This is a genomic window from Stenotrophomonas sp. GbtcB23 (assembly GCF_019091045.1).
Taxonomy (GTDB): domain Bacteria; phylum Pseudomonadota; class Gammaproteobacteria; order Xanthomonadales; family Xanthomonadaceae; genus Stenotrophomonas; species Stenotrophomonas rhizophila_A.
The window spans coordinates 83,870-106,843 of the sequence record NZ_JAGXKC010000002.1 but is presented as its reverse complement, the minus strand read 5'-3'; the positions used below and the strand labels follow the sequence as shown (position 1 = coordinate 106,843).

Sequence of the window (22,974 nt, the reverse complement as noted above, 5' to 3'; positions counted from 1 at the left end):
TACCGGGCCAGGTCAGGCCTGGCGGGCGCGGCGGGGGATAAGGGTCGTCGTCCATAGAGTGCACCCGAAGGTGCCCGCGCATCTTAACAAAAGCCGGGGGGAGGGGTGCAAACAGGGTCGTTCAGGTGGCCCGGTGGCAGTGTGAAGACGAGGGGAGTACCCGGATTGGACATCAAACCGTCATAATTCCGCCCGGTGCCGTCCTTCCTCGACGGCGAATAGGTTTCTCAATGTTCTCTCTGCAGACCATTTTCGGCTCCGGCAAACAGTTCTATACCCTGCTGGACGAGGCTGCCCAGGCGGCCTACGACAGCGCCAAGGCGCTGCATTCGATGCTGCGCGACGCCGACCGGCAGCCCGCGCTTGACGCGTTCAAGCTGGCCCGCCTGCGCGAACGCGCCGCCTCGGACAAGATCAGCCAGGCGCTGGTGGACAGCTTCATGACCCCGATCGAGCGCGAAGACATCGAAGCGCTGGGCTCGGCGCTGTACAAGATTCCCAAGCAGGTCGAGAAGTTCGCCGACCGCTACTCGCTGGCCACCAAGCATCTGGAACACATCGATTTCGCGCCGCGCGCGGCGATGCTCGAACAGGCCGCCGGCGTGGTGGTGGAGATGGTCCACGACCTGCGCAACATGAACCTGGACCGGATGACCGCGCTCAACGAGAAGCTGCGTGCACTGGAGAACGAAGCCGACCGCCTGATGCTCGAGCTGTACCGCGACATCTACTCCGGTCGCCTGGACAACCTGCAGATGTTCCTGCTCAAGGAATTCTTCGAGATCCTGGAAAAGGCCATCGACCGTTGCCGCGAGGCTGGTGTGGTGGCCTACCAGATCGTGCTGAAGAACAGCTGACGGACGCCACAGCATGCTGACCCTCGTTCTGGTGGTGATCCTGGCCGCGCTCGTCTTCGAGTTCATCAACGGCTTCCACGACACCGCCAACTCCATCGCCACCGTGGTGGCGACCAAGGTGCTCTCGCCCGGCTGGGCGGTGATGCTCGCCGCCTTCATGAACCTCATCGGCGCCCTGACCGGCACCGCCGTGGCGCTGACCATCGCCTCGGGCCTGCTCAACACCGGCGTGGTTGACGTCACCCCGCAGGTGATCCTGTGCGCGCTGCTGGGCGGCATCATCTGGAACCTGATCACCTGGTGGAAGGGCCTGCCGTCGTCGTCCTCGCACGCGCTGATCGGTGGCCTGTGCGGCGCCGGCCTTGCCGCCGCCCACAACAACTGGGACGCGCTGATCTGGTCCGAACGCATCGGCACGTGGGCGCAGAACAAGGGCCTGCTGTGGAAGGTGTTCCTGCCGATGATCACCTCGCCGATCGCCGGCTTCCTGCTCGGCATCGTGGTGATGCTGCTGCTGTGGGCGATCATCGCGGGCATGGCCAAGGCCGGTGGCTGGCTGGGCCGCCTGGCCCGCCCGCGCATCGTCAACGCGTTCTTCGGCAAGGCGCAGATCGTCTCGGCGGCTTACATGGGCTTCGCCCACGGCCACAACGACGCGCAGAAGACCATGGGCATCATCGCCATGACCCTGATCGGCGCCGAGGCGACCGGCGCACTGAACGACCTGCCGTCCTGGCTGGCCTTCATGCACCCGGACGCGCACGCCGGTGATGGCATCGCGATGTGGATCGTGCTGACCTGCGCGGTGGTGATGGCCGCCGGTACCGCCTCGGGCGGCTGGAAGATCATCAAGACGCTGGGCCACAAGATGGTCAAGCTGCACCCGATCCACGGCTTCGCGGCCGAGACCAGCTCGGCCACGATCCTGACCCTGGCCGCGCACTTCGGCATGCCGGTTTCGACCACCCACAGCATCTCCACCGCCATCATGGGCGTGGGTTACGCCAAGAACCCGCGTTCGCTGCGCTTTGGCGTGATCGAACGCATCGTCTGGGCCTGGATCCTCACCATCCCGGCGGCCGGCGGCTGCGCCTACCTGATCCTGAAGCTGTTCGAGCTGTTCGGCTGGACCTGATCGGGGTTGGTTTGGAAACGCGAAAAACCCGGCTTCGGCCGGGTTTTTTGTGTCTGCTGGTTGGTCGCGAAAAGCAGCGTTTTCATTTTTCCGGCTGGGGCGGCCGACGGGCAGCCCCCGACAGATGGTCGCGTGCGGATGGGCACGGCAGACACGCATGGCGTGTCCCTACGCGGCGGGTACGCCGGTAGCGTCGGTTCCCGAACGACGGCACGGAACGCCACCGCGGCCGGTAACGCATGAAAATGATCGGCACCGCCGTTGATCTCCCATGGCCACCAACAAACCGTCGAGGGTCGGCGGGGGCGGGGGTACGGGGGCTTTGCGAAACATGGATGTTTCGCAAGAGCCTCCAGGGATGGATTCACGGCGCCCCCCGTACCCCCGCACCCGCCGGCCCAGCTCAGGCCAAGCGACGGCCACCGGCTGTTCGCCCAGATGCATGAAGCTGCCGGGCAGGGCCCGGCACTACGGAATTGCCTGCCACCCGCGAGAGCAAAAAAAATCCCGCCGAAGCGGGATTTTTCATCAGCAATCAGACCTCAAGCGAAGCCAGGTCGCCCTTGTTCTCCAGCCACTGCTTGCGGTCGCCCGCGCGCTTCTTGGCCAGCAGCATGTCCATCAGCGCGCTGGTCTGCTCGCCATCGTCCACCGTCAGCTGCACCAGGCGGCGCGTGTCGGGGTGGATGGTCGACTCGCGCAACTGGTGCGGGTTCATCTCGCCAAGGCCCTTGAAGCGGGTCACGTTGACCTGGCCCTTGATCTTCTCGCGCTCGATCTTGTCCAGCAGCGAACGCTTTTCTTCCTCGTCCAGCGCGTAGAACACCTGCTTGCCCACGTCCACGCGGAACAGCGGCGGCATCGCCACGAACACGTGGCCCGCATCCACCAGCGACGGGAAGTGCTTCAGGAACAGTGCCGTCAGCAACGTCGCGATATGCAGGCCGTCCGAGTCCGCGTCGGCCAGGATCACCACCTTGCCGTAACGCAGCCCGCTGATGTCCTGCTTGCCCGGATCGCAGCCGATCGCGATGGCCAGGTTGTGCACTTCTTCAGACGCCAGCACGCTGCCCGACGACACTTCCCAGGTGTTCAGGATCTTGCCGCGCAGCGGCATGATCGCCTGGAAGTCCTTGTCACGCGCTTGCTTGGCACTGCCTCCGGCCGAATCACCTTCCACCAGGAACAGCTCCGTGCGCGACAGGTCCTGGCTGATGCAGTCCGCCAGCTTGCCCGGCAGGGCAGGGCCCTGGGTGACCTTCTTGCGCACCACCAGCTTTTCGGTCTTCAGGCGCGCGCTGGCACGCTCGATCGCCAGCTGTGCGATCTGCTCGCCCAGCGCCACGTTCTGGTTCAGCAGCAGGCTGAAGGCGTCATGTGCCGCGCCTTCGACGAACCCGGCGGCCTGGCGCGACGACAGCCGCTCCTTGGTCTGCCCGCTGAACTGCGGGTCGGTCATCTTCAGCGACAGCACGAACGAGACCCGGTCCCACACGTCTTCCGGGGCCAGCTTCACCCCGCGCGGCAGCAGGTTGCGGAAATCGCAGAACTCGCGCAGCGCCTCGGTCAGGCCCGTGCGCAGCCCGTTGGCGTGGGTGCCGTGCTGCGCGGTTGGAATCAGGTTGACATAGCTTTCCTGGATCAGCTCGCCTTCCGGCAGCCAGGCCACCGCCCAATCCACCACCTCGGTATCTTTCTTCAGCTGGCCCACGAACAGCTCGGCCGGCAGCATTTCGCGCTCGCCCAGCTCAGCCTTCAGGTAATCGCTCAGGCCATCTTCGTAGTACCAGGTGTCCTGCTCGTCGGTGGCCTCGTCACGCAGCTTCACTGTCAGGCCCGGGCACAGCACCGCCTTGGCGCGCAACAGGTGGCGCAGCGCCCGCAGGTTGTACTTGGGCGTGTCGAAGTACTTCGGGTCGGCCCAGAAGCGCACCCGCGTACCGGTGTTCTTCTTGCCCACGCTGCCGACCACTTCCAGCGGCGTGGCGCGGTCGCCATTGCGGAAGGTGATGCGGTGCTCGCTGCCATCGCGCCGGATATGCACTTCCACCAGCGTCGACAGCGCATTGACCACGCTCACGCCCACGCCGTGCAGGCCGCCGGAGAAGGTGTAGTTCTTGTTGTTGAACTTACCGCCCGCATGCAGCCGGGTCAGGATCAGCTCCACACCGGGCACCTTCTCTTCCGGGTGGATGTCCACCGGCATGCCGCGGCCGTCATCGGTGACCTCGCAGCTGCCGTCCTTGTACAGGGTGACCTCGACCGTCCGGGCGTGCCCGGCCAGCGCTTCGTCCACGGCGTTGTCGATCACTTCCTGCGCCAGGTGGTTCGGGCGCGCGGTGTCGGTATACATGCCCGGGCGGCGCTTGACCGGGTCCAGGCCGGACAGGACTTCAATATCGGCGGCGTTATAGCGGGTGTTCATCTGTCTTCATAAAGCGCATAGCGACGGCGAAGTTTGCGGTCTGGCCGGTTTTTTTGCACGCCGCACGTTCAGGGGCCGGCCGAAGAGCGCGCGATAGACTGTAGGAGATGGGAAAACCGGAGCCCCGGCGCCCCATCCCCAGCCATATGCGAGGAGACCCCCCATGAAGAAGTTGCTGACCATCGTTGCCATTGCCGCCGCCGTCGTGGCCGTGCCGCTGGCAATGGCGCAGAACGCCGGACAGGGCCAGTCCACCGCGCAGCAGGGCGAGCAGGCCGAGGCCAAGGCGCAGTCCGAAGCCGACGCCAAGGCCAAGCGCCGTGCGGCCGCCAACGCTGAAATGAAGGCCAAGGGCCAGCAGGGGCCCCAGCAGGAAGAGGAAGAAGAGGCCAAGAAGAAGCGCTGAACCAGCGTTTCGGCTTCCCCGACGCCCCGGCTTGCCGGGGCGTCTTCGTTCGTGCCCCTTGGGCTGGGCGCCCTCAATCTGTAAACTATGGCTTTCCGGGAGCAGTGCGTGTCATCCATCAGCGAATGGACTGGTCTGGTCGTGCGCGGCCGCCAGCAGGGTAGGCAGGAGGTGACGGTCCCAACGGCGACCGGCACGGCCGACCCGACCTCGCCGACCGGCCGCCACGTCATCGCTCCCCTGATCCCGGCCCTGGCGCGTGAACATCCCGCCGCCGCCGCCCGGATCCTCCCCGATTCCCCCTTCACGTCGTCCGCCGCCCCGCGCGCCGGCGCCGTTTCCCCCTTCCTGACAGGACACCCCCAGCCATGACTCCCTTGATCTTCGTAACCGGCGGCGTGGTTTCCTCGCTCGGCAAAGGCATTGCCGCCGCCTCGCTCGCCTCCATCCTCGAAGCCCGTGGCCTGAAGGTCACGATGATGAAGCTCGACCCGTACATCAACGTCGACCCGGGCACCATGAGCCCGTTCCAGCACGGCGAGGTGTATGTCACCGACGATGGCGCCGAGACCGACCTGGACCTGGGCCACTACGAGCGCTTCGTGCGCACCCGATTGAGCCGCAAGAACTCGGTCACCACCGGCCGCATCTACGAGAACGTGATCCGCAAGGAGCGCCGTGGCGACTACCTGGGCGCCACCGTGCAGGTCATCCCGCACATCACCGACGAGATCCGCCGCTGCATGGACGAAGCCACCGAAGGCTTCGACGTGGCGCTGGTGGAAATCGGCGGCACCGTGGGCGACATCGAATCCCTGCCGTTCCTGGAAGCCATCCGCCAGGTGCGCACCGAGCGCGGCCCGGAGAAGGCCCTGTTCATGCACCTCACCCTGGTGCCGTACATCGCCGCCGCCGGTGAGCTGAAGACCAAGCCGACCCAGCACTCGGTCAAGGAACTGCGCTCGATCGGCATCCAGCCCGACGTGCTGCTGTGCCGTTCCGAGCAGCCGGTGCCCGACTCCGAGCGCCGCAAGATCGCCCAGTTCACCAACGTGTCCGAGCGCGCCGTGATCAGCGTGCCTGACGTCGACGTGCTGTACCGCATTCCGATGGGCCTGCACGCCCAGGGCCTGGACGAGATCGTCATCAACCAGCTCAAGCTCGGCGACAAGGCCGGTCCAGCCGACCTGCACGAATGGGAAGCCGCGCTGGATGCCACCCTGCACCCGGTGGATGAAGTCACCATCGCCGTGGTCGGCAAGTACGTCGACCACCAGGACGCCTACAAGTCGGTGGGCGAAGCGCTCAAGCACGGCGGCCTGCGCCAGCGCACCAGGGTCAACCTGAAGTGGCTCGAAGCGCAGGACCTGGAAGGCACCGACATGGCGGCACTGAAGGATGTCGATGGCATCCTGGTGCCGGGTGGCTTCGGCGACCGTGGCTTCGAGGGCAAGGTGCTCACCTCGCAGTTCGCCCGTGAACAGCAGCTGCCGTATTTCGGCATCTGCTACGGCATGCAGGCCGCCGTGGTCGATTTCGCCCGCAACGTGGTCGGCCTGGAGGGTGCCAACAGCACCGAGAACGACCGCCAGTCGCCCAACCCGGTGATCGGCCTGATCACCGAATGGCGCACCGCCACCGGCGATGTGGAAAAGCGCGATGACAAGAGCGATCTCGGCGGCACCATGCGCCTGGGCCTGCAGGAGCAGCGCCTGAAGCCCGGCACGCTGGCCCGCGAGCTGTACGGCAAGGACGTGGTGTCCGAGCGCCATCGTCACCGCTACGAGTTCAACAACCGCTACCGCACCCAGCTGGAAGATGCCGGCCTGGTGATTGCCGGCAAATCGATGGACGACACCCTGGTGGAAGTGGTGGAACTCTCGCGCGACCAGCATCCGTGGTTCCTGGCCTGCCAGGCGCACCCGGAATTCCTGTCCACCCCGCGCGATGGCCACCCGCTGTTCATCGGCTTCATCCGTGCCGCGCGTGAGCGCAAGGCCGGCGGCGCGCTGCTGCAGGAAGCAAGCGCCTGAGCCAGGACCCGTGGGCGGCGCAGCTGGCCCGTCGCCAGCGCCGCCACTGGCGGGCGTGGCCCTGGGGCTGGGCAGCGTTGGTCCTGTCGACAGCCAGCTGGGGCTGCGCGTTCGTGCTCATGGTGCTGGTGTTTTCCGCAGTGGGTTCGCCCGGTGACGGCAGCCATGCCATCCAGGCCGTCGCCACGCCCATCAACCTGACCCTGGCGCTGGGCGCAACCTGCGCGCTGGGCACCGTGCTGGCCGGCGTGCTGGCGTTGCGCCTGCGCCGCCAGCCGGCCGGTGGCGGCGCCGCGCTGGGCCTGCTGGGCCTGCTGTTGCTGGTGCTGCTGCTGCCCTCCCTGCTGTAGCCCCGAACGCTTTCCGCGCGCGGATTTGGCAAGCGGGGGGCAGGTGGGGATAATCACGCGGCACGTTTCAACGCATTGATTTTTGGCGTTCCCCCTTTCTGACTGGTAACCGGCCCGCTATGACCACGATCCGCAGCATCCACGCCCGTGAAATCCTCGACAGCCGTGGCAACCCCACGCTGGAAGCCGAAGTCACCCTGGAGGACGGCTCGTTCGGCCGTGCCGCCGTGCCGTCGGGTGCCTCCACCGGCACCAAGGAAGCGGTCGAGCTGCGTGATGGCGACAAGACCCGTTACCTGGGCAAGGGCGTGCGCAACGCCGTCAACAACGTCAACACCACCATCGCCTCCGCGCTGAAGGGGTTCGACGCGGCCGACCAGGAAGGCCTCGACCGGCGCCTGATCGACCTGGATGGCACCGAGAACAAGGGCCGCCTGGGCGCGAACGCACTGCTGGCCGTGTCCATGGCCAATGCCCATGCCGCCGCTGCCGCCAACAAGCAGGCGCTGTGGCAGTACCTGTCCAAGGGCAGCACCGATGTGAGCCTGCCGGTGCCGATGATGAACATCATCAACGGCGGCGCGCATGCCGACAACAACGTCGACTTCCAGGAATTCATGGTGCTGCCGGTCGGCTTCACCTCGTTCTCCGAAGCGCTGCGCGCCGGTACCGAAATCTTCCATTCGCTCAAGTCGGTGCTCAAGGGCCACGGCCTGAGCACGGCGGTGGGCGACGAAGGCGGCTTCGCGCCGGACTTCCGCAGCAACGTCGAAGCGCTCGACACCATCCTCGAGGCGATCGGCAAGGCCGGCTACACCGCCGGCGAAGACGTGCTGCTGGGCCTGGATGTGGCCTCCAGCGAGTTCTACGAGAACGGCAAGTACAACCTGGTGGGCGAGAACAAGCGCCTGACCTCCGAGCAGTTCGTCGACTTCCTGGCCGACTGGGCCGCCCAGTACCCGATCATCACCATCGAAGACGGCCTGGCCGAGAACGACTGGGCCGGCTGGAAGCTGCTTACCGACGGCATCGGCAAGAAGGTGCAGCTGGTCGGCGACGACCTGTTCGTGACCAACCCGAAGATCTTCAAGGAAGGCATCGAGTCCGGCACCGCCAACGCGATCCTGATCAAGGTCAACCAGATCGGCACCCTGACCGAGACCCTGGAAGCGATCGCCATGGCGCACCACGCCAACTACGCTGCGGTGGTCTCGCACCGTTCGGGCGAAACCGAAGACACCACCATCGCCGACATCGCCGTGGCCACCACCGCCACCCAGATCAAGACCGGCTCGCTGTGCCGCAGCGACCGCGTGGCCAAGTACAACCAGCTGCTGCGCATCGAGGAAGCCCTTGGTGCCGGCGCGCGTTACGCCGGGCGTGACGCGTTCGTGTCGCTGAAGCGCTGATCCGCATGCGCAACTGGCGCTGGCTGCTGCTGGTGCTCGCGGTACTGCTGGCATGGCTGCAGTACCGCTTCTGGTTCGGCCCGGGCAATTCGGGAGAAGTGATGTCGCTCGAAGCCCAGGTCGAATCCCAGAAGCGCGACAACGCCGGCCTGCAACAGCGCAATGATGCGCTGGCGGCCGAGGTCAAGGACCTCAAGGAAGGCGAGGCCGCCATCGAAGAGCGCGCGCGCAGCGAGCTGGGCATGATCAAGCCCGGTGAGAAGTTCTACCGCGTGGTCGAGAACGCACCGGTGGCGGCGCCGCGTGCGCCGGCGCTGGCCGCCGACCCGAACGCGCCACACCCGGACGTGCCCTGATGGGCAGTGTCTGGGCCGTGGTTCCGGCCGCGGGCCGAGGTACCCGCTTCGGCAGCGACACGCCCAAGCAGTACCTGGTCGCAGGCGACCGGGTGCTGTTGGCGCACACCCTGGAAGCCCTGCTGTCACACCCGGTCGTGGCCGGGGTGATGGTGGTCATCGCCGAGAACGATGTCGACTGGCCGGGCTGGCAGTCGTTGGCCGACAAACCGATCCTGACCTGCACCGGCGGGGCGACCCGCGCTGCCTCGGTGCTGGCCGGCCTGCAGGCGCTGCCTGACAGCGTGCGGGCCGACGATTTCGTGCTGGTCCACGATGCCGCACGGCCGAACCTGGCCGCAGCCGACCTCGGTCGCCTGCTGGAAGTGGGGCGTGCCGATCCGGTCGGCGCGATCCTGGCCGCGCCGGTGCGCGATACCCTCAAGCGTGCCGGCGACGACGGCGGCATTGATGGCACCGAGCCGCGTGCGCGCCTGTGGCGCGCGCTGACCCCGCAGCTGTTCCGCCGCCACCAGCTGGCCCGCGCGCTGCAGGACGCGGCCGCCGCCGGCGTGGACGTCACCGACGACGCCATGGCGATGGAGCGCCAGGGCCTGCGCCCGTTGCTGGTCGAGGGCAACGAGGACAACTTCAAGGTCACCACCCCGGCCGATCTGTCCCGATTCGAATTCGAGCTGTCGCGCCGCGGCTCCTGAGCCCGTCCGCGCCGGCCATCACCGCAGGTTTTTTGCCATGAACACCCCGTTTCCTCCGGTCCGCATCGGGCAGGGTTATGACGTCCACGCCTTCGGCGAGGGCGACCACATCATGCTGGGCGGCGTGCGCGTGGCGCACAGCTGTGGCGTGCTGGCGCACAGCGATGGCGATGTGATCCTGCACGCCCTGTGCGATGCCATGCTGGGTGCGCTGTCGCTCGGCGACATCGGCCAGCACTTCCCGCCGTCGGACATGCGCTGGAAGGATGCCGACAGCAGCCGCTTCCTCGACCACTGCAACAGCCTGCTGCGCGAACGCGGCTGGCAGGTCGGCAACACCGACATCACCGTGATCTGCGAGCGGCCCAAGGTCGGCCCGCATGCCTTGGCCATGCGCGAGCGCATTGCCGGACTGCTTGGCATTGCGCTGGATGCGGTGAGCGTCAAGGCCACCACCTCCGAGAAGCTCGGTTTCACCGGGCGCGGCGAGGGAATCGCTGCCCAGGCCGTCGTGCTGTTGGTGGCACTGTGATCCCCTTGCCGCTGGCCTTCGGCGAGCCGCTGCTGCGCGCCGACATCCGCACCGCCCCGGAGGATTTCCAGGTGGACGAACTGCCGGCGTTCGAGCCCACCGGGGAAGGCGAGCACCTGCTGCTGACGATCCGCAAGCGTGGTGCCAACACCGTGCATGTGGCCAAGCTGCTGGCGAAGTGGGCGGGGCTGCCGGACATGGCGGTCAGTTATGCCGGCATGAAGGACCGGCATGCGGTCACCACCCAGCGCTTCAGCGTGCACCTGCCCAAGCGCATCGCGCCGGACATCGCGCTGCTGGCCTCGGATGAAGTGGAGGTGGTCGAGTCCACCTGGCACAACCGCAAGCTCCAGCGCGGCGCGCTGGCCGGCAACCGGTTCCGGCTGGTGCTGCGCAGCGTGCAGGGCGAGGCGAAGGCGATCGACGAGCGGCTGTCGCTGATCGCCGCGCGTGGCCTGCCGAACTGGTTCGGCGAGCAGCGCTTCGGCCGCGATGGCGGCAACGTGCCGGCCGCACTGGCCATGTTTGGCGGCCGCCGCGTGCGCCCCGACCAGCGCTCGCTGCTGCTTTCGGCCGCGCGCTCGGCGCTGTTCAACCAGGTGCTGGCCGAGCGCGTGGCGCAGGGCAACTGGGACAGCCCGCTGGAGGGTGAAGTGTGGATGCTCGATGGCAGCCGCAGCGTGTTCGGTCCCGAACCGTGGACCGACCTGCTGGCGGATCGGTTGGGCCGCTTCGACATCCATCCCAGCGGTCCGCTGTGGGGCGAGGGTGAGCTGCGCAGCAGCGGCGCCGCCGCCGCGCTGGAGCTGGGCGCGATCAGCGACGAGCAGTCGCTGCAGCTGCGCACCGGGCTGGAAGGCGCGCGCCTGAAGCAGGAGCGCCGCGCGTTGCGGTTGCGCCCGGCCAACCTGCAGCATCGCTGGCTGGAAGCCGATGTGCTCGAGCTGACCTTCGCGCTGCCGCCGGGGTGTTATGCCACCGCCGTGCTGCACGAGCTGGGTCCGGTGGACGACGCCAGCAGCGCTTCGTCGAACGATTGATTTCTACGTGATGCAGGCGATCACCTGTTCGCCAACAGCACCAACACCGCCCCGGTCCCGCCTTGCCCGGCGGGCGCCGAATGAAACGCCAGCACGTCATTGCGCTGGCGCAGCAGCCGGTCCACCAGGTTCTTCAACACCGGTGCACCGCCATCGGACTGCAGCCCCTTGCCGTGGATGATGCGCACGCAGCCGTGCTCGTGCGCATGCGCTTCCAGCAGGAACTGGCGCAGCAGCGTCTCCGCCTGGGCCACCGTGGCACCGTGCAGGTCCAGCTCGTCCTGCACCGAATACTGCCCGCGCTTGAGCCGCTGGAACATCCGTGCCGGCAGGTTCTCGCGCCGGTAGCTGGCGGTGTCGCCGGCCTCCAGCGGGCTGCTGTCGCGAAGCAGCCGGGCGAATTCCCCGCGCGCGGCGTCCTCGTCCTGTTCGGCCATGCGCGCACGCGGCTTCGGTCGGGGTGTCGCCGGTGGCGCAGCCACCGGTTTGCGCAGCGGCGTGACCTCGCCGATGGCGGCGCGGAACAGTGCGGCCGGATCTTCGTCTTCAGGATGTGACATGCGTACAGCCTAATGCCCTGAATCGACCGTGCCTACCTCCCGCCGGGGTAGGCCGATCTGCCCGCTTGCGGCACAATAGCTGACGCACTTGCGCGGTCGGTGATCCCGAAACGGGTGAAGGCCGGCCCCGCCAACGCTGGAAAGTGATGGAAATGAAGTCTTGAACAATCAAGCGGTTAAAACCCAGATGCGGATCCTGGTCAGCAACGACGACGGCGTCGATGCCCCCGGCATCAGGATGCTCGCCTCCGTGCTGCGCGAGGCCGGCCACGAAGTGATGGTGGTTGCCCCCGACCGCGACCGCTCCGGCGCCAGCAACTCGCTGACCCTGGACCTGCCGGTGCGGGTCAAGCGCATCGACCACTACACCTGTTCGGTAGCCGGCACCCCGACCGACTGCGTGCACCTGGCGCTGACCGGCCTGCTCGAATACGACCCGGACATCGTGGTGTCGGGCATCAACAACGCAGCCAACCTGGGCGATGACGTCATCTACTCCGGGACCGTGTCGGCGGCGATGGAAGGGCGTTTCCTCGGCCTCCCGGCGGTGGCGATGTCGCTGGTCACCCACAACCACGACCCGCGCAATTTTGAAACCGCCGCGCGTGCCGCGGTGGAGATCGTCACCCGGCTCAAGGCCGACCCGCTGCCGGCCGACACCATCCTCAACGTCAACGTGCCTGACCTGCCGTGGGCGGAGGTGCGTGGCTTCGAAGTGACCCGGCTGGGCAACCGCCACCGTGCCGAAGGCTGCATTGCCCAGCGCGACCCGCGCGGCAATGAAGTGTTCTGGATCGGCCCGGCCGGCCGCGAACAGGATTCGGGCCCGGGCACGGACTTCCATGCCGTGCGCAACGGATTCATCTCGATCACGCCGATCCAGGTCGACCTGACCCGCTACCAGGCACTGGAGAAGGTCGCCAGCTGGGTAGGCGGGCTGACCGCCGCGCTGGACCGGCCGGCATGAGCCAGCGCCTGCGCCTGCAGCCCGAAGCGGTCGGGATTGGCATGACCTCCCAGCGCGTGCGCGACCGCCTGGTCGAACGCCTGCGCGAGAGCGGCATTGCCGACGAAGCCACCCTCAATGCGATCCGGGTGGTGCCGCGGCATCTGTTCATCGACGAGGCGCTGGCCTCGCGCGCCTACGAAGACACCGCACTGCCGATCGGCCACGGCCAGACCATCTCCCAGCCGTGGGTGGTGGCGCGGATGACCGAAGCGGTGCTGCAGTCGGCGCCCAAGAAGGTGCTGGAAGTGGGCACCGGCTCGGGCTACCAGGCCGCCGTACTCGGTGCGCTGGGGCTGGAGGTCTACACCGTCGAGCGCATCGGCGACCTGCTGCGCCAGGCGCGCAAGCGCTTCCGTGCGCTGGGCATGAACATCCGCAGCAAGCACGACGATGGCCGCATCGGCTGGGCCGAACACGGGCCGTTCGACGCCATCGTGGTGACCGCGGCCGCGCCGGCGCTGGTCGATGCGCTGGTCGAGCAGCTGGCCGTGGGCGGGCGCCTGGTCGCGCCGGTCGGTGGGGCAGGGGCGCAGTCGCTGATCCAGCTGACCCGCCGCGACGACGGCAGCGTTGAACAGCAGGTACTGGCACCGGTCACGTTCGTGCCGCTGCTGTCTGGCATGCTGGACTGATTCCAAGGAGCGTTGCGTCATGAAGATTTTTGGTCCGCTGTACGAGCGGGCGATGAAGTGGGCCGCGCATGAGCGCGCCCCGACCTACCTGACGGTGCTCAGCTTCATCGAGGCGATCATCTTCCCGGTGATGCCCGAAGTGATGCTGGCACCGATGTGCGTGGCCCAACCCAAGCGCGGCTGGTGGTTCGCCACGCTCAGTCTGGCCGGCTCGATGGCCGGTGCGCTGGTCGGCTATGCGCTGGGCCACTACGCGTTTGAAGCGGTCAAGCCGCTGTTCGCGGCGATGGGCATGCTGACCAGCATCGAAGGCGGCATCGCCATCGTGCAGGCCAAGATGGCCGAATCCCCGTGGGCGGTGTTCACTTTCCTGGTGCTGGGCGGCTTCATGCCCATCCCGATGAAGGTCTTCACGTGGGCATCGGGTATCGTCGGGGTGCCGCTGCCGCAGTACTTCCTGAGCATGTTGATCGGGCGGGGCAAGCGCGTGTACGTGCTGGCGGCCGTCATCCGCATTGGCGGGGCGCGCGCCGAAGCCGCGCTGCGGCGTTGGATTGAACCGCTGGGCTGGATTGCCACCGTCCTGGTGGTGGGTCTGGTGGCCTGGCTTGTCTGGAGAGCGAAGTTCGCATGAGTGCTGATCGTATGCGCGGGGCCACACGGCTGACCGCCCTGCTGCTGGTGGTGTCCACCCTGAGTGCCTGCGGCACCGCCACGGTGGTCAAGCCGTCCGGCGGGCGCACCACGCATACCACGCCGCAGACGTCGGTAGCCAAGCCGGGGCAGACCGCCGTGGTGCGCCGTGGCGACACCCTTTACGCGCTGGCACGCATCCACAACATCACCCCGCGCGACCTGGCCGCCTGGAACGGGCTGGGCGAGCCGTACACCATCTATCCCGGGCAGGTCATCCGCCTGTACCCCGGCAGCAGCCCGGGCCGCGCGCCGACCACCGTGGTGACCGCGCCGCGCCCGGGCACCGGTTCGACGCCTGCGCCTGCGCCGACCCCGTCGCCGACCACCGCCATCAAGAGCAACATCGACTGGCGCTGGCCGGCCGATGGTGCGCTCGTGGGCCGCTTCGTCGGCGCCGATGTCACCAAGCAGGGCGTGGATATCGCCGGCAGCAGCGGCCAGCCGGTACGCGCCACCGCGTCGGGCGTGGTGGTCTATTCCGGTGCCGGGCTGGTCGGCTTCGGTGAGCTGATCATCATCAAGCACAACGATCAGTGGTTGTCGGCCTACGGCCACAACCGCAAGCGGCTGGTCAACGAAGGCCAGAGCGTGAAGGCCGGCGAGCAGATCGCCGAGATGGGCCGCACCGGTACCACCCGCGACATGCTGCACTTCGAGATCCGCTACAACGGCAAGCCGGTCGACCCGCTGTTGTACCTGCCCCCCAAGTGATCGCGCAGCCACGCAGGGCGTGGCTACCGTGGCCGAACCCACAAAAAAGGCTGCCAACGGCAGCCTTTTCTGAACGTAATCACTTGATTTCAGCCCGGCAGGAGGATCGCCGCCGCTACGTTGCGGCCTTCACCTGCGAGCAGGTTGAATGTCCTGGCGGCTGCTCCGTTGTCCATGACCTCAATGCCGATGTTGCGGGTCAGACAGGCCCCCATGACCGCCGCGGATGGGAATTGCTGCTTTTCCCCCGTTCCAAGGATGACCAGTTCCGGCTGCTGGGCCAGCACCGTGGCCAGGTGGTCCGGGGTCAGCTCCTTGACGCTGTCGGGTGCCGGCCAATCTTCCAGCAATGCCTGCGGGGTGACGATGAAGCTCTTCACCACCCGCCGGGTGCCGGCGTTCACGCGGTCTTCGAACACCACCGAGTCGGCGCCGACGATGCGGAACGCATAGGCGAAATCCGGGATTTCGTGGTTCAGCTGCATGGCGATCAGCCGCGCGGAAGCACGATCTGGCGCTGTTCCTTGCTGGGGCGGTAGAGCACGGCCACGTGGCCGATGCGCTGCACCAGCGCACTGTCGGAGGCCTGCACCAGCTCGGCGATCATGGCGTCGCGTGCATCGCGGTCTTCCGCGGCCACCTTCACCTTGATCAGTTCGTGGCGCTCCAGCACCTCGTTCAGCTCGGCCAGGAAGGCCGGCGTGACCCCCTTGCCGCCGATCTGCAGCAGGGCGTTCAGACCATGGGCTTGGCCGCGGAGGAAGCGGGTCTGGGAGGAGGTCAGGACAATAGACATTCAGGAACAAGCGGTTAACTGGGGCGATCAGGGTATCATGACCACCCCGTCCGGCCCTATCTCCAATGGTTTCCCGCAGCAAGAGCAGCCAACGCTGGTTGAAAGAACACTTCGCCGACCCCTTTGTGAAGAAGGCCCAGGCCGAGGGCATGCGCTCGCGCGCGGCTTACAAGCTGGAGGAGCTGCTCGCGCGTGACCGGCTGCTGAAGCCGCATATGGTCGTGGTCGACCTGGGCGCCGCCCCGGGGGGCTGGTCCCAGCAGGTCCGGCGCCAGATCGGCGACACCGGAAGGGTGCTGGCCCTGGACATCCTGGAGATGCCGCCGCTGGCCGGGGTGGAGTTCCTTCACGGGGACTTCAGGGAGCAGGCCGTCCTATCGCAGTTTGAAGCCATGCTCGGGGACCAGCCGGTAGACCTTGTGCTCTCGGATATGGCCCCCAATAAAAGTGGTATGGACGCGGTAGACCAGCCGCGGATGATGCACCTGGCGGAGTTGGCGCTGGATTTTGCCGACAACCATCTCAAGCCGGGTGGCGCGTTCCTGATCAAGTTGTTCCAGGGCGTGGGCTTTGACGACTACGTGCGCGAGATGCGCCGCCGGTACGACAAGGTCGTGATCCGCAAGCCTGAAGCGTCCCGGAAGCGCTCGCCCGAGGTGTATGCCTTGGGGCAGGGCAAACGCACCCAGATCAAGTAAGCTCAACCATACCAATTGCGTCAGGCATTAGAGGAACACCGGAGCCAATGAGGATGAACGACTTGACCAAGAACCTCCTGCTATGGGTGGTCGTCGCCGTGGTGCTCATGGTGGTGTTCCAGAGCTTCTCGCCAAAGAGCAGCGGCGCCGGTGCCCAGGGCGCCACGTATTCGCAGTTCCTGGACCAGGTGGATGGCGGCAACGTCCAGAAGGTCACCTTCAGCGGCGACATGCGCAGCGGCACCAACCAGATCTCGTACACCACGCGCAGCGGCCAGTCGGCCACCATCACCGCGCCGATGGACCGCGACCTGATCAACATCCTGCGCGCCAAGAACGTGGAAATCGTCCAGGAAGAGCCGTCCAGCGGCATCTCGCTGGGCGCGATCCTGATGAACTTCCTCCCGGTGATCCTGATCATCGGCTTCTGGTTGTTCATCATGCGCCAGATGCAGGGCGGTGGCGGCGGTGCCAAGGGCGCGATGTCCTTCGGCAAGTCGCGCGCCAAGCTGCAGGGGGAAGACCAGATCAAGGTCACCTTCGCCGACGTCGCCGGCTGCGACGAAGCCAAGGAAGAGGTCGGCGAACTGGTCGACTTCCTGCGCGATCCGACCAAGTTCACCAAGCTGGGCGGCAAGATCCCGCGCGGCGTGCTGATGGTCGGCCCGCCCGGTACCGGCAAGACCCTGCTGGCCCGTGCCATCGCCGGCGAAGCCAAGGTTCCGTTCTTCTCGATCTCCGGCTCGGACTTCGTGGAAATGTTCGTCGGCGTCGGCGCCAGCCGCGTGCGCGACATGTTCGAGCAGGCCAAGAAGCAGGCCCCGTGCATCATCTTCATCGACGAAATCGACGCCGTCGGCCGCCATCGCGGTGCCGGCCTGGGTGGCGGTCATGACGAGCGCGAGCAGACCCTGAACCAGCTGCTGGTGGAAATGGACGGCTTCGAGGGGGGCGAGGGCGTGATCGTCATTGCCGCCACCAACCGTCCCGACGTGCTGGACCCGGCGCTGCTGCGCCCGGGCCGCTTCGACCGCCAGGTCGTGGTCGGGCTGGCCGACGTCAAGGGCCGTGAGCAGATCCTCAAGGTGCACATGCGCAAGCTGCCGCTGGCCGACGATGTCGAGCCGATGGTGATCGCGCGCGGTACCCCGGGCTTCTCCGGCGCCGACCTGGCCAACCTGTGCAACGAGGCGGCGCTGTTTGCCGCACGCGGCAACGAGAAGGAAGTGCGCATGGAGCACTTCGACCGTGCCCGCGACAAGATCCTGATGGGTGCCGAGCGTCGTTCGATGGCCATGAGCGAGGAAGAAAAGACGCTCACTGCCTACCACGAAGCCGGCCACGCCATCGTCGGCCGCCTGGTGCCCGAGCACGATCCGGTCTACAAGGTCACCATCATCCCGCGCGGTCGCGCGCTGGGCGTGACCATGTACCTGCCGGAAGGCGACAAGTACTCGATGAACCGCGTGGCGATCGAATCGCAGCTGTGCTCGCTGTACGGCGGCCGCGTCGCCGAGGAGCTGATCTTCGGCGCCGACAAGGTCACCACTGGTGCCTCCAACGACATCGAACGCGCCACCAAGATGGCCCGCAACATGGTTACCAAGTGGGGCCTGTCCGACGAGCTCGGCCCGATCGCCTATGGCGAAGAGGACGATGAGGTGTTCCTGGGCCGTTCGGTGACCCAGCACAAGAGCGTGTCCGACGATACCGCGCGCCGCATCGATGAAGTGGTGCGCAGCATCCTGGACAAGGCCTACGCCCGCACCACCGAGCTGGTCACGGCCAACCTCGACAAGCTGCACACGATGTCCCAGCTGCTGCTGCAGTACGAGACCATCGATGCGCCGCAGATCGACGCCATCATGGAAGGCCGCGATCCGCCGCCGCCGATGGGCTGGGGCAAGTCCAACAAGGACGGTGGCAGCAACAACAACGACAAGGGCGGCGACGCCCGTCCGGTGACGCCGATCGCCGGGCCTGCCGAACAGCTCTGACGATGAACAGGTAACGCATGGAGGCCGGGGAAACCCGGCCTTCATCGTTTCTGGCGCGGGCGATCCGGGCGACAATGTGGCTTGCCCCACACCTGTCCCGGAGTATCCATGTCCACGCCGCCGCCCCCGGTCTCGCACACCACGGAAATGGTGATCGCCACGGTGGTCGGTGCCGCCGCAGGCCTGCTCAGTGGAAACTACCTGCTCGGAGGCATCGTAGGGATCGTGATCGGCATCGGCCTGAGCGTGGCCAAGACCTTGTACCTCGACCGCAAGCGCCGCCGCCGCTGAGCCCTTGCGCCGCTGCGTGGCAATCGGCACGATGCGCGGGCGCGGTTGCATGAGGCAGCCGCGGCCAACATTCCAGGGGGAATACCATGCGTCACTCACGGTACGCGGCGACAGCCGTGCTGCTCTGCCTTGCCACGCCTGCCATGGCGGACACCATCCACGTGCAGGATCCGATTCCGTTCTCGGAGTCCGCTTACATCGCCGATAACATCAAGGCCGAATGCCGCATGGGGGCGCAGCTTGCAACCTCGCTGGGCAGCAACGCCCCGAAATTCGGCAATACGATCGCGTTCGATGCGCAGCCCGTCTCCACGGGTCGGGCGCTGAAGCTGGAGCTGGTGGAGGCACAGAGTGCCGGCAACGCCTTCAGCGGTCACTTCAAGTCGGCAACCGTGCGCGGCGTGCTGACGCAGGACGGCCAGAAGGTTGCCACCGTGACCGCGCGACGGGTTTCCCGCGGCGGCGCATTCGGCGGGTTCAAAGGCTCCTGCGACGTGCTGGAACGGGTTGTCACCGCCATCGGCAGCGACCTCGCCGAATGGCTGGCCAAGCCGACCGACGAGGCCAAGCTGGGCGATTTCTAGCCCGCCAAACCCCGCAGGCCGCAGGTTACCGGGGTACGCCGGCGTAAACTAGGCGCTGGCGTATTTCGTGGAAAGCCCATGTTCGATACTTCTCCCCAGCTGGACTGCGCCGGCCGCGTGTTGCGGCTGGACCGCCCGCGCGTCATGGGCATCGTCAACGTCACCCCGGATTCGTTCTCGGATGGCGGCGCGCACGACAATACCGAAGCCGCAGTCGCCCATGGACTGCAACTGGTGGCCGAAGGCGCCGACCTGCTCGACATCGGCGGTGAATCGACCCGGCCCGGTGCCGCACCGGTGCCACTGGAAGAAGAGCTGCGCCGGGTGGTCCCGGTGATCGAACAGCTTGCGCGCCAGACGCAGGTGCCGATCAGCATCGACACCTTCAAGCCGGAGGTGATGCGCGCGGCCGTGACCGCTGGTGCCGGCATGATCAACGACATCCATGCGCTGCGTCAGGACGGGGCCTTGGCCGCCGCTGCCGAACTGGGCGTGCCGGTGGTGCTGATGCACATGCAGGGCGAGCCCGGCAGCATGCAGGACACTCCGCACTACGACGACGTCGTGGCCGAGGTGCACCGCTTCCTGGTCGATCGGATGTTCTCGGCCGAGATGGCCGGCATTGCAAGGAAGAACCTGGTGATCGACCTGGGCTTCGGCTTCGGCAAGACCACCGACCACAACATGATCCTGCTGGCGCGCTCGGCGCGCTTCCTGGAACTGGGCGTGCCGATGCTGGCCGGGCTGTCGCGCAAGCGCAGCATCGGCGAATTGACCGGGCGCGAGGCGCCGCGCGAGCGCGTGGCCGGTTCGGTCGCCGCGCACCTGATCGCCGCCCAGCGCGGCGCGACGATCCTGCGCGTGCACGACGTCGCCGCCACCGTGGACGCCCTGAAAGTGTGGGCAGCGGTCGATGCGGTGCCGATGCCGCGGGTGGACGCCGCGCCGGCGATGCCGCGCTGGCCGGACGAGGGCTGATGGGCGCCGACCGGCGCCCGCTGGCGATCGCGGTGATGGGCCCGACCGCGTCGGGCAAGACCGCCACCGCCATCGCACTGGCGCGGCAGCTGGACGGAGAGATCGTCAGCGTTGATTCGGCGCTGGTCTATCGCGGGCTGGATATCGGCTCGGCCAAGCCCGATGCCGCCGAGCGCGCGCAGGCGCCACACCACCTGCTCGACCTGCGCGATCCGTGGCAGACCTATTCAGCGGCGGAATTCGCCGTTGATGCCGGCCGCGTGGTGGCCGACATCGTCGCGCGCGGACGCATGCCGATCCTGGCAGGCGGCACCGGCTTGTACTTCCGCGCGCTGCTGCAGGGGCTGTCGCCGATGCCGCCGGCCGACCCGGCTACCCGCGTGGCGATTGGTGCCGAGGCCGCTGAACGCGGATGGCCCGCCCTGCATGCTGAGCTGGCCGGGATCGACCCCGCCGCTGCAGCGCGCATCCATGCGACCGACCCGCAGCGCATCCAGCGCGCGCTGGAGGTGTATCGCCTCACCGGCACGCCGATCAGCGAATGGCAGAAGCTGCCCGGCGTGGATCGGCTGCCAGTGCGCTGCCTGAAGCTGGTGCTGGCCCCGCGCGAGCGCAGCGTGCTCCACCAGCGCATCGAAACCCGGTTCGACAACATGCTCGCCCAGGGTTTCCTGGACGAGGTGCGGGCACTGCGTGCTCTGCCGGAGATGGCGGCGGTGGCGGCGCCGCTGGACCTGCCGGCGGTCCGGGCGGTCGGCTATCGCCAGGCCTGGGAGTTCCTGGACGGGCAGGGCAGTGCCCGTGACTTCCGCGACAAGGCCATCCAGGCCACCCGGCAGCTGGCCAAGCGCCAGTTGACCTGGCTGCGCGGCGAGCTTGATGCACGCTGGTTCGATCCCCATGTAGACGGGGATTCCCTGGCAGATGCCGTAGCGGCCTTTGTTGCCCGTTGAGCCACAGCGCCTTGCCCTTGGCCCGTGTACCATCGGGGGTTCCGGTGGCGGGGGCCGTGGCAGTTGCCGGAAGACCATAAAAACAATAATGAGGAGTGTGCAATGTCCAAGGGGCAATCGCTGCAGGATCCGTTTCTGAATGCACTTCGGCGCGAACGCGTGCCGGTGTCGGTGTATCTGGTCAATGGCATCAAATTGCAGGGAACGATCGAATCGTTCGACCAGTTCGTTGTCCTGCTGCGCAATACGGTCAGCCAGATGGTGTACAAGCACGCCATTTCGACCGTGGTGCCGGCACGCAACGTCCGGGTGGGCCCCGGTGGTGGCTATGTGCAGTCCAATGAAGGTGGCGCCGACGGCGCCCAGGAAGAAGACGACGTTGAATGAAGTAAGCAACTGCGGAGACGCGCGTGTTTGACCGTTCCAAGCGAGGCGAACACGCGCTCCTGATCCAGCCGCATTCCGGCCGGCTGGAAGACGATGTGCTGGAAGAGTTCACCGATCTGGCCCGCTCTGCCGGGGCCAGCATCGCCGCCACCCTGACCGCGCGCATCGACCGGCCCAACCCGTCGATCCTGATCGGCTCGGGCAAGCTGGACGAGATCAAGGCGGCCGCCGAGGCCACCGGCGCCGACCTGGTGCTGGTCAACCATGCGCTCTCGCCCTCGCAGGAGCGCAACCTGGAGCGCTTCCTGGAGCGCCGGGTGATCGACCGCACCGGCCTGATCCTGGACATCTTCGCCCAGCGTGCGCACAGCCACGAAGGCAAGCTGCAGGTGGAACTGGCGCAGCTGCGCCACATGTCCACCCGGCTGGTCCGTGGCTGGACCCACCTGGAGCGCCAGCGCGGCGGTGCCATCGGCCTGCGCGGTCCGGGTGAAACCCAGCTCGAAACCGACCGCCGCCTGCTGCAGAAGCGGGTGGAACAGCTGCAGAAGCGGCTGGAAAAGGTCGAAGTGCAGCGCACCCAGATGCGCCGTGCCCGCGTGCGCAGCGAACTGCCGCGCGTGGCGCTGGTGGGCTATACCAATGCCGGCAAGTCGACGCTGTTCAATGCGCTGACCGGTGCAGAGGCGTACGCCGCCGACAAGCTGTTCGCCACCCTGGACCCGACCGTGCGCCGCATCGCGGTGCCGGGCGGCAACGTGGTGCTGGCCGATACGGTGGGCTTCGTCCGCGACCTGCCGCACGAACTGGTGGCCGCGTTCCGCGCGACCTTGAGCGAAGCGCGCGAGGCCGACTTCCTGCTGCACGTGGTCGATGCGGCCGATCCGCACCGTGAGGAGCGCATCGCGCAGGTCGACGAAGTGCTCAATGAAGTGGGTGCGGGCGAACTGCCGCAGCTGCTGGTGTTCAACAAGATCGACCGCATCGAAGGCAGCGAGGTCCGCCACGACGCCCAGGACGGCATTCCCGATACCGCACGCCGTGAACGCGTCTGGATCTCGGCCCGCGATGGGCTGGGCCTGGACCTGCTGCAATCGGTGCTGGGCAAGCGCCTGGGCCTGCAGCACGTCAGTGGCGACCTGCGCCTGCCGCCGACCGCCGGCCGCCTGCGTTCGCGCCTGCACCAGCTGGAAGTGGTGCGCGGCGAACGCAGCGACGAGGACGGCTGGCTGCTGCAGGTCGAGATCCCGATCGCCGAAGCGGAGAAACTGGCTGCCGCCGACGACGGCGCCCCGATCCGCGCACTGCTTCCGGAAAAACTGCCCGAATGGTGAAGGCGTCCCAAGGACACGCATGGCGTGTCCCTACGCCAAGCGACCATGGATCGTAGTGACACGCCATGCGTGTCAACGCCATGCCCCTGCGCACGTGACACCAGGTAGGC

26 protein-coding genes are annotated in these 22,974 nt (G+C 67.1%); 22 read left to right on the top strand and 4 right to left on the bottom strand.

The window, feature by feature from the left end:
* Window positions 1-230: 230 nt before the first annotated feature.
* Window positions 231-857, top strand: a complete 627-nt coding sequence (locus KVS69_RS01400; RefSeq protein WP_217535995.1) for a DUF47 family protein — start codon at window positions 231-233, stop codon at window positions 855-857.
* Window positions 858-870: 13 nt separating this feature from the next.
* Window positions 871-1,992, top strand: coding sequence for an inorganic phosphate transporter (locus tag KVS69_RS01395; RefSeq protein ID WP_068850816.1), 1,122 nt, complete (start codon window positions 871-873; stop codon window positions 1,990-1,992).
* 535 nt (window positions 1,993-2,527) lie between these two features.
* On the opposite strand, the gene parE is transcribed toward KVS69_RS01395, so the two are convergent.
* Window positions 2,528-4,417, bottom strand: a complete 1,890-nt coding sequence (parE, locus tag KVS69_RS01390; protein WP_217535992.1) for a DNA topoisomerase IV subunit B — start codon at window positions 4,415-4,417, stop codon at window positions 2,528-2,530.
* Window positions 4,418-4,580: 163 nt separating this feature from the next.
* Here parE and KVS69_RS01385 point away from each other — a divergent pair, with 163 nt between their 5' ends.
* From KVS69_RS01385 to truD, 8 genes are all read left to right on the top strand, one after another.
* Window positions 4,581-4,823, top strand: a complete 243-nt coding sequence (locus KVS69_RS01385) for a hypothetical protein (protein ID WP_217535990.1) — start codon at window positions 4,581-4,583, stop codon at window positions 4,821-4,823.
* 368 nt (window positions 4,824-5,191) lie between these two features.
* On the top strand, window positions 5,192-6,856 hold the full coding sequence (locus tag KVS69_RS01380; RefSeq protein WP_068850828.1) for a CTP synthase: 1,665 nt from the start codon (window positions 5,192-5,194) through the stop codon (window positions 6,854-6,856).
* Window positions 6,857-6,933: 77 nt separating this feature from the next.
* Complete coding sequence (locus KVS69_RS01375) at window positions 6,934-7,206, top strand: hypothetical protein (RefSeq protein WP_249834053.1); 273 nt, start codon at window positions 6,934-6,936, stop codon at window positions 7,204-7,206.
* A gap of 119 nt (window positions 7,207-7,325) precedes the next feature.
* Window positions 7,326-8,615: a phosphopyruvate hydratase gene (gene eno, locus KVS69_RS01370; protein WP_217535987.1), complete on the top strand. Its 1,290-nt coding sequence runs from the start codon at window positions 7,326-7,328 to the stop codon at window positions 8,613-8,615.
* 5 nt (window positions 8,616-8,620) lie between these two features.
* A complete protein-coding gene (gene ftsB / locus KVS69_RS01365) occupies window positions 8,621-8,971 on the top strand; it encodes a cell division protein FtsB (protein ID WP_068850838.1) in 351 nt (116 codons plus the stop codon).
* On the top strand, window positions 8,968-9,666 hold the full coding sequence (gene ispD / locus KVS69_RS01360; protein WP_093534104.1) for a 2-C-methyl-D-erythritol 4-phosphate cytidylyltransferase: 699 nt from the start codon (window positions 8,968-8,970) through the stop codon (window positions 9,664-9,666). Before ftsB ends, ispD begins: the two co-directional genes overlap by 4 nt.
* Before the next feature lie 37 nt (window positions 9,667-9,703).
* Window positions 9,704-10,198 (top strand): 2-C-methyl-D-erythritol 2,4-cyclodiphosphate synthase, encoded by a 495-nt coding sequence (ispF, locus tag KVS69_RS01355; protein ID WP_095364046.1) that lies wholly within the window; start codon window positions 9,704-9,706, stop codon window positions 10,196-10,198.
* Window positions 10,195-11,238, top strand: coding sequence for a tRNA pseudouridine(13) synthase TruD (gene truD / locus KVS69_RS01350; protein ID WP_210132266.1), 1,044 nt, complete (start codon window positions 10,195-10,197; stop codon window positions 11,236-11,238). Before ispF ends, truD begins: the two co-directional genes overlap by 4 nt.
* Before the next feature lie 20 nt (window positions 11,239-11,258).
* Here the strand turns inward: truD and KVS69_RS01345 are convergent, their stop codons facing one another.
* Complete coding sequence (locus KVS69_RS01345; protein ID WP_217535986.1) at window positions 11,259-11,798, bottom strand: Smr/MutS family protein; 540 nt, start codon at window positions 11,796-11,798, stop codon at window positions 11,259-11,261.
* A 187-nt stretch (window positions 11,799-11,985) separates the two neighbouring features.
* On the opposite strand from KVS69_RS01345, the gene surE reads away from it, so the two are divergent.
* The 4 genes from surE to KVS69_RS01325 are packed head-to-tail and all read left to right on the top strand — an operon-like array spanning window position 11,986 to window position 14,846.
* The gene (gene surE, locus KVS69_RS01340; RefSeq protein WP_184124344.1) at window positions 11,986-12,765 is read left to right on the top strand and encodes a 5'/3'-nucleotidase SurE; all 780 of its coding nucleotides are present in this window, start codon (window positions 11,986-11,988) and stop codon (window positions 12,763-12,765) included.
* Window positions 12,762-13,439, top strand: a complete 678-nt coding sequence (locus tag KVS69_RS01335) for a protein-L-isoaspartate(D-aspartate) O-methyltransferase (RefSeq protein ID WP_068850856.1) — start codon at window positions 12,762-12,764, stop codon at window positions 13,437-13,439. Before surE ends, KVS69_RS01335 begins: the two co-directional genes overlap by 4 nt.
* 19 nt (window positions 13,440-13,458) lie before the next feature.
* Window positions 13,459-14,073 (top strand): DedA family protein, encoded by a 615-nt coding sequence (locus tag KVS69_RS01330; protein WP_068850859.1) that lies wholly within the window; start codon window positions 13,459-13,461, stop codon window positions 14,071-14,073.
* Window positions 14,070-14,846: a peptidoglycan DD-metalloendopeptidase family protein gene (locus KVS69_RS01325; RefSeq protein ID WP_217535985.1), complete on the top strand. Its 777-nt coding sequence runs from the start codon at window positions 14,070-14,072 to the stop codon at window positions 14,844-14,846. The genes KVS69_RS01330 and KVS69_RS01325 overlap by 4 nt, the downstream gene beginning before the upstream one ends.
* Window positions 14,847-14,935: 89 nt before the next feature.
* Here KVS69_RS01325 and KVS69_RS01320 read toward each other — a convergent pair whose 3' ends face one another.
* Together KVS69_RS01320 and yhbY are read right to left on the bottom strand one after the other, a co-directional pair.
* Window positions 14,936-15,331, bottom strand: coding sequence for an Mth938-like domain-containing protein (locus KVS69_RS01320; RefSeq protein WP_217535983.1), 396 nt, complete (start codon window positions 15,329-15,331; stop codon window positions 14,936-14,938).
* Window positions 15,332-15,336: 5 nt separating this feature from the next.
* The gene (gene yhbY / locus KVS69_RS01315) at window positions 15,337-15,642 is read right to left on the bottom strand and encodes a ribosome assembly RNA-binding protein YhbY (RefSeq protein ID WP_068850867.1); all 306 of its coding nucleotides are present in this window, start codon (window positions 15,640-15,642) and stop codon (window positions 15,337-15,339) included.
* Window positions 15,643-15,707: 65 nt separating this feature from the next.
* Between yhbY and rlmE the strand changes: the two genes are divergently transcribed.
* The 8 genes from rlmE to hflX all read left to right on the top strand — a co-directional run bounded on the left by rlmE (window position 15,708) and on the right by hflX (window position 22,864).
* Window positions 15,708-16,340, top strand: coding sequence for a 23S rRNA (uridine(2552)-2'-O)-methyltransferase RlmE (rlmE, locus tag KVS69_RS01310; protein ID WP_068850870.1), 633 nt, complete (start codon window positions 15,708-15,710; stop codon window positions 16,338-16,340).
* A 53-nt stretch (window positions 16,341-16,393) separates the two neighbouring features.
* Window positions 16,394-18,337 carry an ATP-dependent zinc metalloprotease FtsH gene (gene ftsH, locus KVS69_RS01305; RefSeq protein WP_068850873.1) on the top strand — a complete coding sequence of 648 codons (1,944 nt, stop codon included), beginning with the start codon at window positions 16,394-16,396 and terminating at the stop codon, window positions 18,335-18,337.
* 108 nt (window positions 18,338-18,445) lie between these two features.
* Window positions 18,446-18,628, top strand: a complete 183-nt coding sequence (locus KVS69_RS01300; RefSeq protein ID WP_068850876.1) for a hypothetical protein — start codon at window positions 18,446-18,448, stop codon at window positions 18,626-18,628.
* A 143-nt stretch (window positions 18,629-18,771) separates the two neighbouring features.
* Complete coding sequence (locus KVS69_RS01295) at window positions 18,772-19,212, top strand: hypothetical protein (protein ID WP_217535981.1); 441 nt, start codon at window positions 18,772-18,774, stop codon at window positions 19,210-19,212.
* A gap of 78 nt (window positions 19,213-19,290) precedes the next feature.
* Complete coding sequence (folP, locus tag KVS69_RS01290) at window positions 19,291-20,190, top strand: dihydropteroate synthase (protein ID WP_217535977.1); 900 nt, start codon at window positions 19,291-19,293, stop codon at window positions 20,188-20,190.
* Entirely contained in the window at window positions 20,190-21,143 is a 954-nt protein-coding gene (gene miaA, locus KVS69_RS01285; RefSeq protein WP_217535975.1) for a tRNA (adenosine(37)-N6)-dimethylallyltransferase MiaA, read from the top strand. The genes folP and miaA overlap by 1 nt, the downstream gene beginning before the upstream one ends.
* Before the next feature lie 102 nt (window positions 21,144-21,245).
* Window positions 21,246-21,530, top strand: a complete 285-nt coding sequence (hfq, locus tag KVS69_RS01280) for an RNA chaperone Hfq (RefSeq protein WP_068850887.1) — start codon at window positions 21,246-21,248, stop codon at window positions 21,528-21,530.
* Window positions 21,531-21,553: 23 nt separating this feature from the next.
* The gene (hflX, locus tag KVS69_RS01275; protein WP_068850890.1) at window positions 21,554-22,864 is read left to right on the top strand and encodes a ribosome rescue GTPase HflX; all 1,311 of its coding nucleotides are present in this window, start codon (window positions 21,554-21,556) and stop codon (window positions 22,862-22,864) included.
* The last annotated feature ends 110 nt before the right edge of the window (window positions 22,865-22,974 follow it).